Origin of the sequence: Glutamicibacter protophormiae, assembly GCF_016894325.1 — a bacterium.
GTDB lineage: Bacteria > Actinomycetota > Actinomycetes > Actinomycetales > Micrococcaceae > Glutamicibacter > Glutamicibacter protophormiae.
In genome coordinates, this window is sequence record NZ_CP069806.1 from 2,945,352 (window position 1) to 2,962,039 (window position 16,688).

Below are 16,688 nucleotides of genomic sequence, written 5' to 3' on the forward strand. Positions count from 1 at the left end.
CGCCAACTGCCGGAAAGCCGCATGTCACGGATCAGCCGGCGCACAGGCTGGGTCGCTAAAATCATTGGGGTGCGAGAAGAGAAACCCCTTGTGAATTTGTCCGCCCGGCTGATCGTCGTTTGGCTGGTGGCCCTGAGCGGCATCATCGGCTCGACCATCCTGGCCACCGCGCACTACGTCTTCGATACCAGCGTGCTGTCGGTCATCGCCCTGTGGGCCATCCGGGTTCTCGTGCTCGCCAGCTTCTGGCTGCTGTCGCTGCCGCGGGACACGAAGATCTTCGGGATCGGGCTGGTGCTGCTGTCCTTGGTTCTCGATGTGCTGCTCAAGCTGCCCGTGCTAGGTTCGGTGCAATACGCCGACTGGTTCCTGGTCTCGGCGCTCGACCTGACCGGCGCATACGCAGGCTACTTCACCGCTTGGGGCCTGCTGCTGCCGGTACTGAGCATGACCGGCTGGTTCATCCTGCGCCAGCGCCGACTGGCAGGCTGGCTGGTCGGGCTGGCCTCCACCGTGGGCATGGGCTTCGCAGTGCAGGCCGTCGCCCGGTCCACCGAGGGAACTTTCACGCTCTTCGTTGTGGTCACCGTCGCCCGCTACATCGTGCCCGCAGCGCTGGCTGCTTTGGCCGACTTCGTGGTTGCCCGGTTCTCCGACAGAAAATCCGCCATGGCCTAGTCGTACGTTGCCTGTCGTGGCCAGGAGCGGTTTTGCCGTTGCCCGGGTGGTTGTCCACACCCCGCAACCAACCACCCCCACACCCACCACCCCCCACCTACACTCTGCCCCAACTTTCGAACCACACCCCTAGCACGCGGGACGCTTTCCAGTCAAAATACTTCTTCACAACCCCGCAACAACAGCATATAACGAAAGTATGTTCGACTCATACGAAGTAGAGCAAGACTATTTCGAAGTCACCCCCTGGCAAGCAGGGACCTTCGAACAAAACCCCTGCCTGGACCCCTGGGACGCCACCTTCATCAACACCGCCCTGGCCTCCACCGACCCCGCCCTGCAACTACGGGTCCTGGAACAATGCGAACGGTTCAAGTCCTTCTACTCCTCCATCCAAGCCCGCGCCGCCGCCCGCCTGGACGCCCTGACCGGCACCACCCCCGAACACCACCCGCTCAGCATCGAACGCGGCACCGCCCACGCCATCGCCCTGGCCCGCCACCAAACACCCCAAGGCTCCCTGGTCTACCTGCGCCGCATCCGCAACCTCATCCCCGACATGCCCTACCTCTTCTCCCGCTTCGAACACGGCCACCTCGGCGAAGACATGATCCTGGCCATCATGACACCCCTGGACGACTCCACCACCGCCGAACGCACCGAATTCGACCGCTTCTACCAACAACACCCCGACCTCTTCGACGGCGCCAGCACCACCCAAGCCAAAGACACCGCCCAAAAAGCCGTCGACCTCATGCGCGAAACCCCACGCACCGAAGAACTCGAACACGCCACCGCCGAACGCTACCTACGCATCCGCAAAGGCAAGGACTGCATCCACATCAACGGCAAAGTCTCCCCCGAAATCGGCCTCGCCCTGGACGACTTCCTCACCCGCGAAGTCAACAAGGCCCTCGCCGCCGGAGACCCCCGCTCCCGCAGCCAACTACGCGCCGATCTATTCACCCGCGCCATCACCGGCCACCAGCTCGATGAACCCCTGCCGATCACCTTGCACGTCAACCTGGTCATGACCGACCGGGCCCTGTTCCTGCGCACCCCCGACACCGCCAGCCTGCCCGGCTACGGCAGCATCCCGGCCGAATACGCCCGCCAACTCATCGCCGACCTGCAAGCCACCGCCGGCACCACCCCACCCCAGCACATCCAGGAAAACTTCTCCGCCCGCGTGCACGCCTACCCGATGTTCCGCCGCCTGTTCATGGCCCCCAACTCCCAGGACCTGGTTACCATGGACTCCCGCGAACGCAGCTACCAAGGCCAACTACGCCACCTGATCCAACTGCGCGACCAGTTCTGCCGCACCCCCTACTGCACCAACAAACCAGAACACCTGGACCACGTACAACAAGCCGCCAAAGGCGGACGCACCAGCTTCAGCAACGGCGCCTTCAAATGCGCCAGCTGCAACCTCGCCAAGGAAGCCCCCGGCTGGGAAGAAGAGGTCGAATCCAGCGCCCCGCACCGCATCCGCATCCGCCCCACCTCCGGGGTCGAATACGTCTCCTCCAGCCCGCCGACCACCGGCATGGGCCGGCTGAACCGCATGCTCTACCACGGCGAACACCTCATCCCGCCAGTCCCGGTGAAATACCCGCCACCCGATCCCGACGGCATCACCATCTACTAACCCGCTGGCAGCATCACCAACCACGACCACACGGACCACACGGACCGCCTTGTTCTATGGGCAGGCCCAACCCCGCACCCAGGGGTGGAGCCTGCCCACCACCCACGCCCAAAGACATCGCGGTTGAACAGTCGCTCCCACGGGCGGCGACTCGAAGTGCAGGGTTCCCCGAAGAGAGGAACCGCCCAAAAGCGCCATTTAAACCCGCAGGCCGCGGTGCGCTCCCATTTCTGGGATGCGCACCGCGGCCTGCGCTGGTCAAGCCCCTTGGGGTCTTAGATCAGTGAGTCGCTCAGGTGGTTCGGGGTACCGAAGCGGTGGGCGGTGATGGACACTGCCTGCTCGTGCAGGAACGGCAGCAGCTCCACGCGTCCGGCGCCGGTGACGTTCGAGGCGTAGATCGCCACGTCCGGCTTGCCGTTGGTGGCCTCGGCAACCTCGGACAGCGATCCGCCGATCAGGCGGATGCGGGCCGAGGACTCCGGACCGGTCTTGGCAGCCAGCTTGGCGGCGCGGGCTGCGAAGCCCGCGGCATCTTCGCGCACCACGGTGACCGAGTGCTCGGCCAGCAGGTTGCGTACGCCGCGCGGCAGCTCGACGTCAGCGGAGAACACCACGCGCGAGCCCGCGGTCACGCCGGCGGCCAGCACGCGCAGTGCCTCGGCAATACCGTGGCCGCTGGTTTCGTTCTCATAGCGGACGGTCACGTCCACCGGGCGGTAGCGGAACACGTTGCGCTCGGCCTGCAGACCTGAACGGTCCTTGGCCTGGTTGAACTCGGTGTTCCACCACAGCTTGTCGCTGCCCAGGGCTGCGGACAGCCACTGGGTGTCTGCCTCGTCCAGACCTGCGGTGTTCAGCAGACGGTTGTCGAAGGTGGACAGGGCGGCGGTCTCGGTCACCGGCGCGTCGGTCCACGACCCCATGCCGACCAGGTAGTTCGGGCCGCCGGCCTTGGTGCCGGCGCCGATGGCCGACTTCTTCCAGCCGCCGAACGGCTGGCGCTGCACGATCGCACCGGTGATGCCGCGGTTCACGTAGATGTTGCCGGCCTGGATGTTCTCCAACCAGTAGGCCAGTTCGTCCTGGTCCAGCGAGTGCAGGCCCGAGGTCAGTCCGTAGTCGATCTCGTTGACCAGGGCCACCGCTTCTTCAAGGGTCTCGGCGGTCATGACGCCGAGGATCGGGCCGAAGTACTCGGTCAGGTGGTACTCGCTGCCGCGCTTCACGCCGTAGCGCACGCCCGGGGAGTACAGCTTGCCCGAGTCGTCGAGCTGCTGCGGCTTCAGTTCCCAGCGCTCTCCGGCGCCCAGGGTGGTCAGGCCGCGCGCCAGCTTCTCGCCCGGTTCGCCGATCAACGGGCCCATCTGCGACTCGGGGTTCCACGGGTAGCCGACCTTCAGCGACTTGACCGCGTCGATCAGCTGGCTGTTGAAGCGGCGGGACTCAGCCACCGAGCCGACCAGCACGACCAGCGAGGAGGCCGAGCACTTCTGCCCGGCATGGCCGAAGGCCGACTGCACAACATCCTTGGCCGCCAGGTCCAGGTCCGCATGCGGGGTGACGATGATGGCGTTCTTGCCCGAGGTCTCGGCCAGCAGCGGCAGGTCCTTGCGGAAGGAACGGAACAGCTGCGCGGTTTCGTAGCCGCCGGTCAGGATCAGGCGGTCGACGCGGGCGTCGGAGACCAGCTGGGTGCCCAGCTCGCGTTCGCCGACGAAGACCAGCTGCAGCACGTCCTTCGGCACGCCGGCGTCCCACAGGGCCTTGACCATGACGGCGCCGATGCGCGCGGCCTGGCTGGCCGGCTTGATGATGACGGCGGAACCCGCGGCCAGCGCCGACAGCGTGGAACCGGCCGGGATCGCCATCGGGAAGTTCCACGGCGGGGTGACCACGGTCAGCTTGGACGGCACGAAGGTTGCGCCGTCGACGGTGTCCAGATCGCGGCCGCGCTGGGCGTAGTAGTGGGCGAAGTCGATGGCCTCGGAGACTTCCACGTCGCCCTGGTCGATGGTCTTGCCGCATTCGGACCCCAGCACCTCGAGCATGGTGGCACGGCGCTCTTCGAACAGCTGGCCGGCGCGGTGCAGGATCTCGGCGCGCTGGGCCGAGCCCAGTGCCTGCCAGTCTGCGGCGGCGTCCACGCCCATGGCGATGGCCTCGTCCAGTTCGGAAGAGGAGTGGATGGTGTGCGAGGAGACCAGGTCGCGGCCCAGCACCGAGTCCTGCATCTTGGCCAGGATCTCGCGGCCCCAGGCGCGGTTCTTGCCCAGGTCCGGATCGGTGTCCGGGGTGTTGAAGAACTCGGTGGTGCCCTCGATCAGGCCCTGGACCTTGCCGGCCAGCGCCTCGTCCTGAACCTGGCGGTTCTGCACGCGGTGCGGCGGCGGAACCTGCTCGCTCATGGCTTCCAGGGAGGCCAGGAAGCGGTTCTTCTCGCGCTGGAACAATGCCTCGTTCTTCTCCAGCTCGAAGACCGCTGACATGAAGTTCTCCTGGCTGGCACCCTCTTCGAGGCGGCGGATCAGGTAGGCGATCGCCACGTCGAATTCCTCGGGGTGGACCACCGGGGTGTAGAGCAGCAGCTCGCCGACTTCGCGGCGCACGGCCTCGGCCTGGCCGGTGGCCATGCCCAGCAGCATCTCGAACTCGATGCCGCCGGTGACGCCGCGGGACTTGGCCAGCAGCCAGGCCAGGGCGACGTCGAACAGGTTGTGGCCGGCCACGCCGATCCGCACGTTCTGCACGTGCTCCGGGCGCAGCGCGTAGTCGATGACCATCTTGTAGCTGGTGTCGGAGTCCTGCTTGGTATGCCAGGTGGCCAGCGGCCAGCCGTGGATGTCGGCTTCCATGGTTTCCATGGGCAGGTTGGCGCCCTTGACCACACGCACCTTGATCGGCGCGCCGCCGTCGGCCACGCGGGCCGCGGCGAAGTCCTGCAGCTGGATCATGGCGCCCAGCGCGTCCGGCAGGTAGGCCTGCAGCACGATGCCGGCTTCCAGGTTCTTGAACTCGTCCATGGACAGGATCTTGGTGAAGACCGCGATGGTCAGCTCCAGGTCCTTGTACTCTTCCATGTCCAGGTTGATGAACTTCTTCTTGGCGCCGCGGTTGGCCAGCTCGTAGAGCGGCTTGAGCTTCTCGATGATGTGCTCGACGGCCTCGTCGAAGGCCCAGTGGTTGTGCGGGGCGACGGTGGCGGAGACCTTGATGGACACGTAGTCCACGTCGTCGCGGGCCAGCAGCTTGGTGGTGCCGTCCAGTCGGCGGGCCGCTTCGCCCTCGCCCAGGATGGCCTCGCCGAGCAGGTTGACGTTCAGGTTGACGCCCTCGCGCTTGATCTTGGAGATCGCGCCGCCCAGCTTGGCATCGGAGGCGTCGATGATCAGGTGCCCGACCATCTCGCGCAGCACCTTGCGGGCTGCAGGGACCACGATCTGCGGCACGATCGGCGCCATCACGCCGCCCAGGCCCACGGCCTTGCGCATGTACCACGGCAGGAAGCCCGGCACCTTGGGCGCCAGGGCCTTGAGGTTGGCGGCGGCGACGTTCAGGTCCTCGGGGCGGATCACGCCGTCGACGAATCCGACGGTGAAGTCCAGGCCATTGGGGTCCTTGAGCACTCCGGCCAGACGGGCGGCGGAGGCGTCGGCCGGGAACTGCGCGGCTTCGGTGAGCCAGCGGCGGACCAGCTTGATGACGTCGTCGGCCAGTTCGGCCGGGGTGGTCAGGGCGTTGCCGGCGGCGTCAACGGCCGGCGGCACGATGTGCTGGGTGTTGATGGAAGACACTTGTGGTCCCTTCGATGCGGTTCATACATGGGGGTTCGGCACCGAACGCTCAGGTCGTTTTGGGCTGTGCTGGCCGCCTGCTCCGGTCCGGAACCACGCGCCACGCGAAGCTGTGTGCAAGATCGAGTATGGACCTTTTGCGGGTTAAGCAAAAGTGAACAAAACCGAAGGATTTCATTCGGATTTGCTAATGTTTCCAAAGGGTCTGAAATTCACCGGAAAATGCGGGAGTAAACCATGCTTGAACTGCGACGATTGCGGCTGCTGCGGGAACTGAGCATCCGCGGCACCATCGCTGAAGTGGCCGACGTGCTCAGCTACTCCCCCTCCTCGGTCTCGCAGCAGCTCACGCAGCTGGAGGCGGAGGCCGGCGTGGAGCTGCTGCGCCGCACCGGGCGCACCCTGCAACTGACCCCGCAGGCCCAGGTGCTGGTGGCCCACACCGAGGAGCTGCTGGATTCCATGGAGCGGGCCGAAGCGGCGCTGGCTGCCACCCTCTCCACGGTCACCGGCACCGTACGCCTGGCCGTGTTCCAGACCGCCATGCTGGCCCTGATGCCGCCGGTGCTCCGGGAGCTGCGCACTACCTACCCGCAGCTTCGGGTGGAGATGAGCCAGCAGGAACCGGCCGAGGCGCTGCACGAAACCAACAGCCGCAATTTCGATCTGGTGGTCGCCGAGCAGTACCCGGGGCACGCCGCCCCGCACTATGAAAACCTCGACCGACGAGTGCTGACCCACGACGCCATCCGGCTGGCCCTGCCGGCCCGGGGCGCGGCGGGCAATACGGAATTCGACCGCGTCACCGCGCTGGAGCACGCCGCGCATCTGCCCTGGGTCATGGAGCCCGACGGAGCCGCCAGCCGCCACTGGGCCGAGCAGTCCTGCCGGTTGGCCGGCTTCGAGCCGGACGTTCGCTACGAAACCGCGGACCTGCAGGCCCATCTGCAGCTGGTGGCCTCCGGCAACGCCGTGGCGATGCTGCCCGCGCTGGTCCTGCGCACGGATTCCGGCTCGCTGCGCGCGGTCGAATTGCCCGGCGCGCCGATGCGCACCATCTTCACCGCAATGCGGCACTCCTCGGCCCAGTCCCCGGCCATGCAGGCGGTGCGCTCACTGCTGCACCGGCAACCCGGAATGAGCGACGAACAGGGGTCGGCCGCCCCGCTGCCGCCAAAACCGCGCCTTCGATGAGTTGGGTCACATTTAGGTAACAACGCTCCGGAGGGCGCGCGACAAACCCTCCAATTGGTGCCATAGTGGTGACTCGCACCACAAGACCCGCGTCCCGCCCCGGTACATCATCGCGGCGGGCAGAACAGGTTATGAGGAAACATGTCCGACCAGACTTTTCAGATGATCGCGATCGCGATCTACATGGCCGCCATGCTTGGCATCGGCTATATCGCGTATCGCCGCACCAACAACATCGATGACTACATGCTGGCCGACCGCGGCCTGAAGCCGTGGGTGGCCGCGCTGTCGGCTGGCGCCTCGGACATGTCCGGCTGGCTGCTCATGGGCCTGCCCGGTGCCATCTACCTGGGCGGCATGCACGAAGCCTGGATCGCCATCGGCCTGCTCATCGGCGCCTGGCTGAACTGGAAGTTCGTGGCCCCGCGCCTGCGCTCCTACACCGCCATCGCGCAGAACGCGATCACCATCCCGAGCTACTTCGAGAAGCGCCTGAAGGACGGCACGCACATGCTGCGCATTGCCTCCTCGATCATCATCCTGGGCTTCTTCACCTTCTATGTCTCCTCGGGCATGGTGGCCGCCGGCAAGTTCTTCGACTCCACCTTCAACTGGCCGTACATGACCGGCCTGCTGTTCGTCGCCGGCATCACCCTGCTGTACACGCTGTTCGGCGGCTTCCTGGGCGCCTCGCTGACCGACATGGTCCAGGGCCTGCTGATGTTCGCGGCCCTGGTCGCGGTGCCGATCGTGGCAGTCCTGCAGGTCGGAGACATCAATACCCTGGGCCAGCGCATCACCGACGCCAACCCGGTGGCCTTCAACCTGTTCTCCTCCTTCGACGACAAAGGCACCTTCCTGGCCATCGTCGCGATCTTCTCCACCGCAGCCTGGGGCTTCGGCTACTTCGGCCAGCCGCACATCCTGGTGCGCTTCATGGCGCTGCGCACCCCGGCCGAGGCCAAGAGCGCACGCCGCATCGGCATCGGCTGGATGTTCCTGACCACCCTGGGCGCGGTGTGCACCGCACTGATCGGCATCGCCTACTTCGCCGACGCCCCGCTGGACAAGTCCAGCAGCGAGACCGTATTCCTGCTGCTCAGCCAGGTCTTCTTCCACCCGCTGATCGCCGGCCTGGTGCTGGCGGCGGTGCTGGCGGCGATTATGTCCACCATGTCCTCGCAGCTGATCGTCTGCTCCTCCGCGCTGGTGGAGGACCTGTACAACATCGCCGGCCGCAAGGCATCCCCGAAGGCCCTGGTGAACCTGGGCCGCGCCGGCGTGCTGGTTATCGCGGTCATCGCCGTGCTGCTGGCGCTGGACCCGAATTCATCGATCCTCAAGCTCGTATCGTTTGCCTGGGCTGGCTTCGGCGGCGCCTTCGGCCCGATTGTGCTGCTGAGCCTGTACTGGCGCAAGCTGACCGCCATAGGCGCCTTCGCCGGCATGGTCTCCGGCGCCGTGGTCGTCTTCGTCTGGGGCAACATCCCAGATCTTTCGAATGCAATGTATGAAATCGTTCCTGGCTTCGCCATCAACCTGCTGGTTGCCTGGCTGGTGTCCCTGGGCACCTACCGCCACAACGAGCAGGTGCAGGAAGAATTCACCGAAATGGAGAACGAGCTCGGCGTCAAGGTCACTGCCTGAGCCTCGTTGGCATTGCCTGGCCTTCATCCGGCTCCCGCCGTCCCCGACTTCGGAGACGGCGGGAGCCGTTGCCTTCTCCCCGGGCCCTGCATCGCGTAACAGTCGAAGCACACTTCCACGCCTTCCCCTCCGAACCGTCTCGCACCAAGTAGCCTTGGGATAAGCCACACGCTCCACGACGCAGGGGGAAACTCGATGAGCAGCACCAAGAAGTTCACGCACTGGCAGCGCACCGAGTCCCAGTTCCTGGCAGCAGGGGCCGACGCCGTGTACTCGATCGTCGGCAATCTCTCGCAGACCGGGCACTGGATGAAGCAGCTGGGCTTCACGGTGCACGACGACCAGCGCGGGGTGGGCACCAAGGTGGACCTGCTGCCTCCGGGCAAGGTCTTCGGCCCGCTGCACCGGGCCACCGCACCGTCAGGCTCCATCACCCGCCGCAACCAGGCCGCGCGCATGGTCGAGTTCACCCAGCCGCAGCCGGGCGGCTCCATGGTGCTGCGCTGGCGGGTCGACGAGCACGAGGGCGGCTGCATGCTGCACTTCACCGTCGAGCTGCACGGCCCGGGAACCACGGCCTTCAAGTTCACCGTGGGCAAGGAATTATGCGAGGACTTCGCCGTGGCCGCCGCCCGGCTCTACCGGCTGATCGCCCACACCGCGCACATCAAGCTCGACGCCCACGTGGTCATCGCCGGCGGGCGCGGATTCCTGGGCCGCAACCTGGCAGCCGATCTGGTCTGCCGCGGCGCTTCGGTGGTGGTCCTTTCACGCACCCGAGAGGCGGATTTCCCCACCGAACAGTACATCTGGGATGGGCAGCACCAGGGCCCGTGGACCGGCGCCTTCGCCAGCGACCGCCCGGTGCACCTGGTCAACCTGGCCGGCGAACGAGTGGACAAGCGCAACACCGCGGAGAACATCGCCGCGCTGACCGACTCCCGGGTGCGCACCACACGCACCCTTGCCGAAGCCACCGCCCAGGGCGCGAAGCTGGCCACCTGGATCCAGTCGAGCACCACTGCGATCTTCTCCGACGCCGGCGAAACGGAACTCACCGAATCCAGCCCCATCCCGACCGGCGAGCGCGCCCTGCCCGAGATGACCGGGGTGGCTGTCGCCTGGGAGAAGGCGTTCACGCAGGCCCAGGTCAATGCGGAGCATCGCTACATCCTGCGCACCTCGCTGGTCATGCACCCGGATGCCCCGCTGCTCGGCCCGCTGAACCTGCTGGCGAACACCGGGCTGGGCGGAAAGCTCGGCCACGGCAAGCAGTGGTTCAGCTGGATCGGCATGGAGGACTGGCTGCGCGTCATCCGCTGCCTGCTGCGCCTGGAAGCGCCTGCGATCCCGGACGGGATCGTGCATGCCACGGCCCCGAATCCGCTGCGCAACGAAGAAGTGATGGCTGCCCTGCGCTCGCTGGCCGGCATGCCCGGCCTGCCGACCGGCAGCTTGATTCCCACGGTGGGTGCGGCGGCCATGGGAACCAACGCCCGGGTGGTCCTGACCGGGCGCAAAGCCACCAGCGAGGTCCTGCAGAAGGCTGGTTTCGTCTTCGAGGAAACCGACTTCGCCGCAACCGTCGGACGCTAGCCGGACCGCGATGGCCGGTGGATCCCTTGCGGATCCGCCGGCCTTCGCCATGTCATCTTCGGTCACACCGGCTCCCAGCCGGGCCGTCCCCGCAGCTTCGCGCCATGTCAGAGGGAGGCGGCGGCAGACGCCGGCCAATGTTCATCGGCCGTTCACCGCGCGGTGTTCCTGTGCTCACCGCAAGCGCTGAGCATGAAACTGTCACACCCCGTGCGCGCAGTGCCCTGCCTATTGACCGTTTGAGAAGGACCCGACTACCGACATGGCCAATATTCTCGAAGGTTCGTCCCACATAACACGTCCCCGAATCCCGAAGCCCAGCGAGCTGTCCAAGCTGCGTCATCAGCTCCAGGCCACCGAAGGCCTGAACGCGAATGCCGCCATGGATGCCGCCTACAACGACGAGCCCCATCCCGAAGCGGCCCCGCGGGTGCTGCCCTTCGGGCGGCAGCTGAAGAACATGAGCGAGGTGCGCCATTTCTTCCGCACCAATCAGACGCCGATCTATTTCATCGGGGCGACACCGGTCAACCTGTTGGGTCTGGACCGATGGGTGAGGAAGTTCAGCTACATCACCTATTACGACGGGTGGGACGGACAGCATCCGCGCGTCTTCACCCCCAGCGAGAAACCCTATGTGGAATTCGACAGCGCCGAGGAGATCAACAACTGGCTGCTGGAGAACTCGGAGGTCCGCGAATTCATCGACTCCCAGCGCACCGTCGGCGGACCAAGACCCAAGGTCGCCATGGTGTTCTTCGACGAAGAGACCGAATCCATCTGCGAGGAGCTGGGCTACGACCTGATCCTTCCCCCGGCTTCCCTGCGCACCGAGCTTGATTCAAAAATCGTCACCACCAAGCTGGGCAACGCCGCCGGGGCTCCTTCGGTGCCCAACGTGCTGGGCACCGCTTCCAGCTACCACGAGTTGATGGCCCTGGCCCGCAAGGGCAAGCTCGGAGACGACTTGGTGGTGCAAACCCCCTACGGGGATTCGGGCAAGACAACATTCTTCATCGCCAACGAAGAGAACTGGAACCAGTATTCGAAGTACATTCTCGGCGAAGACCTCAAGGTCATGAAGCGCATCAACAACCAACCGGTGGCGGTCGAGGCGGTCTTGACCCGCTGCGGCACCGTGGTGGGGCCGATCCTCACCGAACTGGCCGGTTACAAGGAGCTCACCCCCTACAAGGGAGGGTGGTGCGGCAATGAAATGCACCCCGACATCCTCACGGACTCGCAGCGGGCGCGGGCCATCGAGCTGGTACGGAATGTCGGCAGCGGCCTGCAGAAGACCGGGTACCGCGGATTCTTCGAGGTCGACGTGCTGGTGGACACCGACACCGACCAGGTGTATCTCGGCGAACTGAATCCGCGCATTTCCGGGGCCAGCGCGATCACCAACGTCACCGCCGGCGCCTATGCGGACGTTCCGCTGTTCCTCTTCCACCTGTTGGAGTACTTGGACGTGGACTTCACGCTGGATGTGGACGAGATCAACGAACGCTGGCAGGAGATGTCGGGGGCTGATGTGTGGAGCCACATGATCATCAAGGAAACCGACGACATCCTCCAATACCTGACCCATGCGCCCCGCACGGGCAACTACTACCTCGATTCCCGGGGCAAACTGCAATTCTCACGCTCCGCCCTGGACTGGCACCAGCTGCAGAACCACAAGGAAGCGTTCTTCCTGCGCATCTACGGGGAGCACGACTACCGCTGGAAGGGAGCCGATCTTGGGGTCCTGGTCACCAAGGCCAAGCTGCAGTACGAAGGCAAGAAGAAAACCAAGCTCACCATCGATGCCAAGCATTTCATTTCCTCCATCCGTTCCCAGTACAAGGGCATCGACGTACCTCCCAATGAGAATGGAAACTGATTCGGCAGGCCCGCCAGGCGACGGCGTCCTTCCCGCGCGGCCGGAGCCGCAAGGCGTCCTTCCCGCGCGGCCGGAGCCGCAAGGCGCCCTGTCCATCGCGGGCTGGCAGGCCCCGCAGAACGTCAAACGCTCGTTCCAGAACATCGCGCGCATCCACCCGACCGTACGGGTCTCACGCGGCGACGGGCCGATCGTCAAGCTGCCGCTGGCCGAGGAGAAGCTCGGCAAGCTGGAGGTCGCCAAATCCAGCTTCACCGATCCGGCCTTGACGGTGCGCGGGGTCATCCATGCGACGAACACCGACGCGGTGCTCGTCATCCACAACGGGCGGATCCTGTGGGAGAAGTACTACAACACGATGACGGCGCAGAGCGACCATCTGCTGATGTCGGTGAGCAAAACGCTGGTGGGCACCCTGGCCGGAGCACTCATCGACGCCGGGCTGCTGGATGCTTCCCGGCAGGTCTGCAGCTATGTTCCCTCGCTGGCGCGCAGCGGCTACGCCGGGGCGAGCGTGCGCGACCTCCTGGATATGCGTTCGGGCATCCAGTTCTCGGAGGAGTACCTGGATCCCAACGCCGAGGTGCGCCTGCTGGAAGAGGCCATTGGCTGGGCGCCGGAGCGCGGGTCGATCGGCCCGATCGGGATGTACGACTTCCTGCTGACGCTCAAGGCGAAGGGGCCCCATGGCGGAGCATTCGAGTACCGCTCCTGCGAAACGGACGTGCTGGGCTGGGTCTGCGAGGCCTCCGGTTCAGCGCCGCTGCAGCAGCTGCTGTCCGAATATGTATGGTCGAAGCTCGGCGCCCAGCAGGACCTGTTGATGGGTGTGGACCAATACGGAACCGGCATGTTCGACGGCGGCTTCAACACCACGCTGCGGGATCTGGCCCGCTTCGGTCACGTCTACGTCAACGGCGGCCGCGCGCTGACCGGCAGGCAGGTTGTCTCCCCGGCCTGGATCGAGGACAGCTTCCGGCAAAGCGATGAGCTTTTCCAGGCGTTCGCGCAGTCTCCGGGAGAGAACCTGATGCCCGGGGGCCGGTACCACAACCAGATCTGGTTCCCCAATCCCACCACGAACGCCGCGGTGGCGCTGGGCATCCACGGGCAGATGATCTACATGGACCCCGCGGTGAAGCTGGTGGCGGTCAAGCTCTCCAGCTGGCCGCTGCCCCAGGACGCGTCCAAGCTCTTCCCCACCCTGCGGGCCTTCGAAGCAGTGGCTCGGCATCTGGGAAGCTCGGCCTGAAGCGGGAACCACGGCGCAACGCCCCGGATACAGCCTGGCGGCATCCGGGGCGTCCTGGTGCGCTTCGCCGCTAGCTGTCGTCGGCGAATTCGCGCAGCGCGCGGTTCGTGAAGACCTGGTAACCCAGGTCCGGATGGTACCCGTGGATCTCCCTGGTATCGAGCACATCCATGTAGCGCATGATGTCCATGGTGACGACCTGCCCCGGCACCAGCACCGGGAAACCCGGCGGGTAGGGCGTGACGAATACCGCTGACACGACGCGTTGCCCGGCACCGATGCGCTCCTTGATCTGGGCCGAGGACAGGAACTCGGTGGCCGGGTCCTTGTAGGTCAGATAGTAGGCGGCGCGCATGTTGCCGCTGCCGCCACCGCCGTCGAACTCCGGGGCGAACGAGCTGAAATCGGGCAGCGGGATCTTTCCCGGTCCTTCCACGGTGCCCATCGCCAGCACCCGGCCGTCGATCCGGCTCTGGCGTTCCAGGCTCTCGGCGATCTTCACCAGCACCTCGATCAGGTGCGCCGCGGCCGACCGGGTGGTGCCGATGTTCGTCATCAGCAGCACCGAGCTGCGGCTGGTCTTGTTGACCTGGATCGAGTGACCATCCATCAGGTAGGTGTGCTTGAAGGTGTCCCCGTCCACCCCGGTCCGGCTGATGTCCAGCGTCAACCGCGACGGATCCACCACAAGCTCGTCCTGCTGCCAGGATTCGTCCCAGACCGCCAGCCCGTCCCGCACCGGATTCGCCGTGCGTGTGGCACGGTATTCCTCCGGGATCAGGTCCGCGGTGTTCAGGATGCGGAAGTACTTGTTCAGCAGCTTGTTCCGGCTCACCGCCCGGGCGATGGACTGGGCCAGGTCCACCTGGCGCTGGACCAGCGCGTAGCCTTCAAGCTCCGCCTGCCGGCGCCCGATGTCCAGCGAAGCGAGGATCTGGTAGTTCGGCGAGGTCGAGGTATGGGTCATATAGGCTTCGCGGAAGGTATTCAGGTTCCTGGCCGCGAAATCCTGGTCGTAGATGTGGATCATCGACCCCTGGCGCAGGGAGGTCAGGGTCTTGTGGGTCGATTGGGTGGAATACACCCGCAAGCGAACGGTTTCGGGATCCGGGATCAGCCGCGTGCGCAGCCAGAGCTCGTCATTGGACGGATCCGAGGACGTGCCGGGCTCGGGCAGCGCCGCAGCCTGGGCCGCGTAGCGTTCGCGGTACTCGTCGGTCTCCATGCGCTTTTCCATGCGCGCCGCGGCGGTCATGCCGGTGCGCTGGCGGTAGATCGGATGGAATCCGGCGAAGGCGAACCAGGCCTCGTCCCAGAGGAACACCAGGTCGGGCTTGATGGCCAGGCACTCCTCCATGACCCTGCGCGGGTCGTAGATGATCCCGTCGAAGGTGCAGTTGGTCAGGGTGAGCATCTTGACCTTGTGCAGCAGCCCCTCGCGGCGCAGCTGCAGCAGCCGGCCCTTGATCTCTTCCAGCGGCACCGCGCCGTACATGGAGTGTTCGTTGAGCGGGTAGGCCTCCAGGTAGCTCACGTTCGCCCCGGCCAGCACCAGGGAATAGTGGTGCGACTTGTGGCAGTTGCGGTCCACCAGCACGATGTCCCCCGGGGCGAGGATCGACTGGTGCACGATCTTGTTCGCGGTCGAGGTGCCGTTGGTGACGAAGTAGGTGCGGTGGCTCTGGAAGGCCCGGGCGGCCAGCTCGTGCGCCTTCTTGATGGAGCTCTGCGGGTCCAGCAGCGAGTCCAGCCCGCCGGAGGTCGCCGAGGTTTCGGCCAGCAGCAGGTTCTTGCCGTAGAAGTCCACCAGGTCCCGCGCCCACGGCGAGTTCTTCACCGAGGCCGCGCGGGAAATCGGCAGCGCGTGGAAGACGCCGCCGGGGCGCTTGGCGTACTTCTGCAGCGCGGCGAAGAATGGGGTGTCGTAGCGGTCGGTGATTTCGGCGAGGATCGACAGGTGCAGGTCCATGCGGTCGTTGCGCGAGAAGATGCGTCGGAAGCGCCCGGTGATCTCGTGGGCGATGGATTCCAGCGCCACCCCGGCGATCAGGTACACCGGCAGCTCGGGGCGCAGCTTTTCAAGGATCTGTTCCAGATCCAGCAGCCCCTGGATCTGGCGCCGGGAGGTGAAGTACCCGTTCATCCGCCCGGCGATGAAGTTCTGCAGCGTGGAGCTGAGCCGGCGGCTGGATTCCAGCGAATACCTGGCCGAGAGCACCACCGACTGGATGGAGGGGTTGATGACGATCGCCGCCAGCGCGTCCTCGACGCTGGGCACCACCACGAAGTTGTAGTGGAACGGATCGGTGCGCTGGCGCTGCTCGAGGATTTCCTCCGTGAAGCGCTCGATCTCCTCGGCCGGGCCGTTGTCCACCAGCAGGATCTCCACCTGGGGAACCGCGCGGGCGCTGTCCTGGCGGGAGGCTCCGTTGGCGGTGCCGTGTTCTGCGGACTCGGGCGCGGCGTTGTCGTGGCCCTCGGCGTCGAAGTACTGGGTCTGGGTCCGGAAGGTCTGGTTGGCCTGATAAACCAGGCGCATGGCGTCCTCGTAGTGCCCGTCGGACATCAGTGCGGCCACGTGGTTGAAGAACTCCAGTCCCGGATTGGCCCAGTAGGGTTCGATCGAGGACAGCAGCCCGAGCAGCCGCCCCGCTTCCTGCTCGTTCTCTCGCCGGCCGGCGACGTCCACCGGGGTGGAGGAGATCTCGCTGAGTACATAGCCCAGGTGTTCCCACGCGTCCTTGCGTTTTCTCCACGCGCTCTCCGGCGTCGCGATTGCCTGGTAGTTGCTCTTGGCTAACCTCGTTGTCACGGTTGCCGTTGTCCTCTCAGCTCTGCAGCACGAACCGATACTTGATCGGTGACGGAAGCGTCCTGCGCTGCCTTCTAATCGAGACAATAGGCGAAATTGGCCGCAGATTGATGAGCAGAAGCACATATGACGGATTTTGATCGGCTATCAGCCAAGAATTTTCCTGTTGTTTACCCGGG

9 protein-coding genes are annotated in these 16,688 nt (G+C 65.6%); 7 read left to right on the plus strand and 2 right to left on the minus strand.

All coding sequences use genetic code 11. The features are described from left to right. Positions 1–90: 90 nt before the first annotated feature. Positions 91–678, plus strand: coding sequence for a hypothetical protein (locus JQN66_RS13780; RefSeq protein WP_204675545.1), 588 nt, complete (start codon positions 91–93; stop codon positions 676–678). Positions 679–877: 199 nt separating this feature from the next. Continuing rightward, positions 878–2,329 carry an HNH endonuclease gene (locus tag JQN66_RS13785; RefSeq protein WP_204675546.1) on the plus strand — a complete coding sequence of 484 codons (1,452 nt, stop codon included), beginning with the start codon at positions 878–880 and terminating at the stop codon, positions 2,327–2,329. Between the two features lie 275 nt (positions 2,330–2,604). Here the strand turns inward: JQN66_RS13785 and JQN66_RS13790 are convergent, their stop codons facing one another. Then, positions 2,605–6,096: a proline dehydrogenase family protein gene (locus JQN66_RS13790; RefSeq protein ID WP_239464216.1), complete on the minus strand. Its 3,492-nt coding sequence runs from the start codon at positions 6,094–6,096 to the stop codon at positions 2,605–2,607. A gap of 264 nt (positions 6,097–6,360) precedes the next feature. Between JQN66_RS13790 and JQN66_RS13795 the strand changes: the two genes are divergently transcribed. The 5 genes from JQN66_RS13795 (at position 6,361) to JQN66_RS13815 (ending at position 13,697) form a co-directional block, all read left to right on the plus strand. Then, on the plus strand, positions 6,361–7,317 hold the full coding sequence (locus JQN66_RS13795) for a LysR family transcriptional regulator (RefSeq protein ID WP_204675548.1): 957 nt from the start codon (positions 6,361–6,363) through the stop codon (positions 7,315–7,317). A 141-nt stretch (positions 7,318–7,458) separates the two neighbouring features. Then, a complete protein-coding gene (gene putP / locus JQN66_RS13800; RefSeq protein ID WP_204675549.1) occupies positions 7,459–8,964 on the plus strand; it encodes a sodium/proline symporter PutP in 1,506 nt (501 codons plus the stop codon). Between the two features lie 195 nt (positions 8,965–9,159). Continuing rightward, positions 9,160–10,560 carry an NAD-dependent epimerase/dehydratase family protein gene (locus JQN66_RS13805; protein WP_204675550.1) on the plus strand — a complete coding sequence of 467 codons (1,401 nt, stop codon included), beginning with the start codon at positions 9,160–9,162 and terminating at the stop codon, positions 10,558–10,560. A gap of 262 nt (positions 10,561–10,822) precedes the next feature. Next, the gene (locus JQN66_RS13810; RefSeq protein WP_204675551.1) at positions 10,823–12,445 is read left to right on the plus strand and encodes a biotin carboxylase; all 1,623 of its coding nucleotides are present in this window, start codon (positions 10,823–10,825) and stop codon (positions 12,443–12,445) included. After that, positions 12,435–13,697, plus strand: coding sequence for a serine hydrolase domain-containing protein (locus JQN66_RS13815; protein ID WP_204675552.1), 1,263 nt, complete (start codon positions 12,435–12,437; stop codon positions 13,695–13,697). The genes JQN66_RS13810 and JQN66_RS13815 overlap by 11 nt, the downstream gene beginning before the upstream one ends. A 70-nt stretch (positions 13,698–13,767) precedes the next feature. Here the strand turns inward: JQN66_RS13815 and JQN66_RS13820 are convergent, their stop codons facing one another. Continuing rightward, on the minus strand, positions 13,768–16,509 hold the full coding sequence (locus JQN66_RS13820) for an aminotransferase class I/II-fold pyridoxal phosphate-dependent enzyme (RefSeq protein WP_239464018.1): 2,742 nt from the start codon (positions 16,507–16,509) through the stop codon (positions 13,768–13,770). Between the last annotated feature and the right edge of the window lie 179 nt (positions 16,510–16,688).

Bases quoted from the DNA above. Each gene is read 5' to 3' on its own strand.
- JQN66_RS13785 (WP_204675546.1), top strand. From the start codon at position 878: ATGTTCGACTCATACGAAGTAGAGCAAGACTATTTCGAAGTCACCCCC.
- JQN66_RS13795 (WP_204675548.1), top strand. From the start codon at position 6,361: ATGCTTGAACTGCGACGATTGCGGCTGCTGCGGGAACTGAGCATCCGC.
- putP (WP_204675549.1), top strand. From the start codon at position 7,459: ATGTCCGACCAGACTTTTCAGATGATCGCGATCGCGATCTACATGGCC.
- JQN66_RS13805 (WP_204675550.1), top strand. From the start codon at position 9,160: ATGAGCAGCACCAAGAAGTTCACGCACTGGCAGCGCACCGAGTCCCAG.
- JQN66_RS13810 (WP_204675551.1), top strand. From the start codon at position 10,823: ATGGCCAATATTCTCGAAGGTTCGTCCCACATAACACGTCCCCGAATC.
- JQN66_RS13815 (WP_204675552.1), top strand. From the start codon at position 12,435: ATGGAAACTGATTCGGCAGGCCCGCCAGGCGACGGCGTCCTTCCCGCG.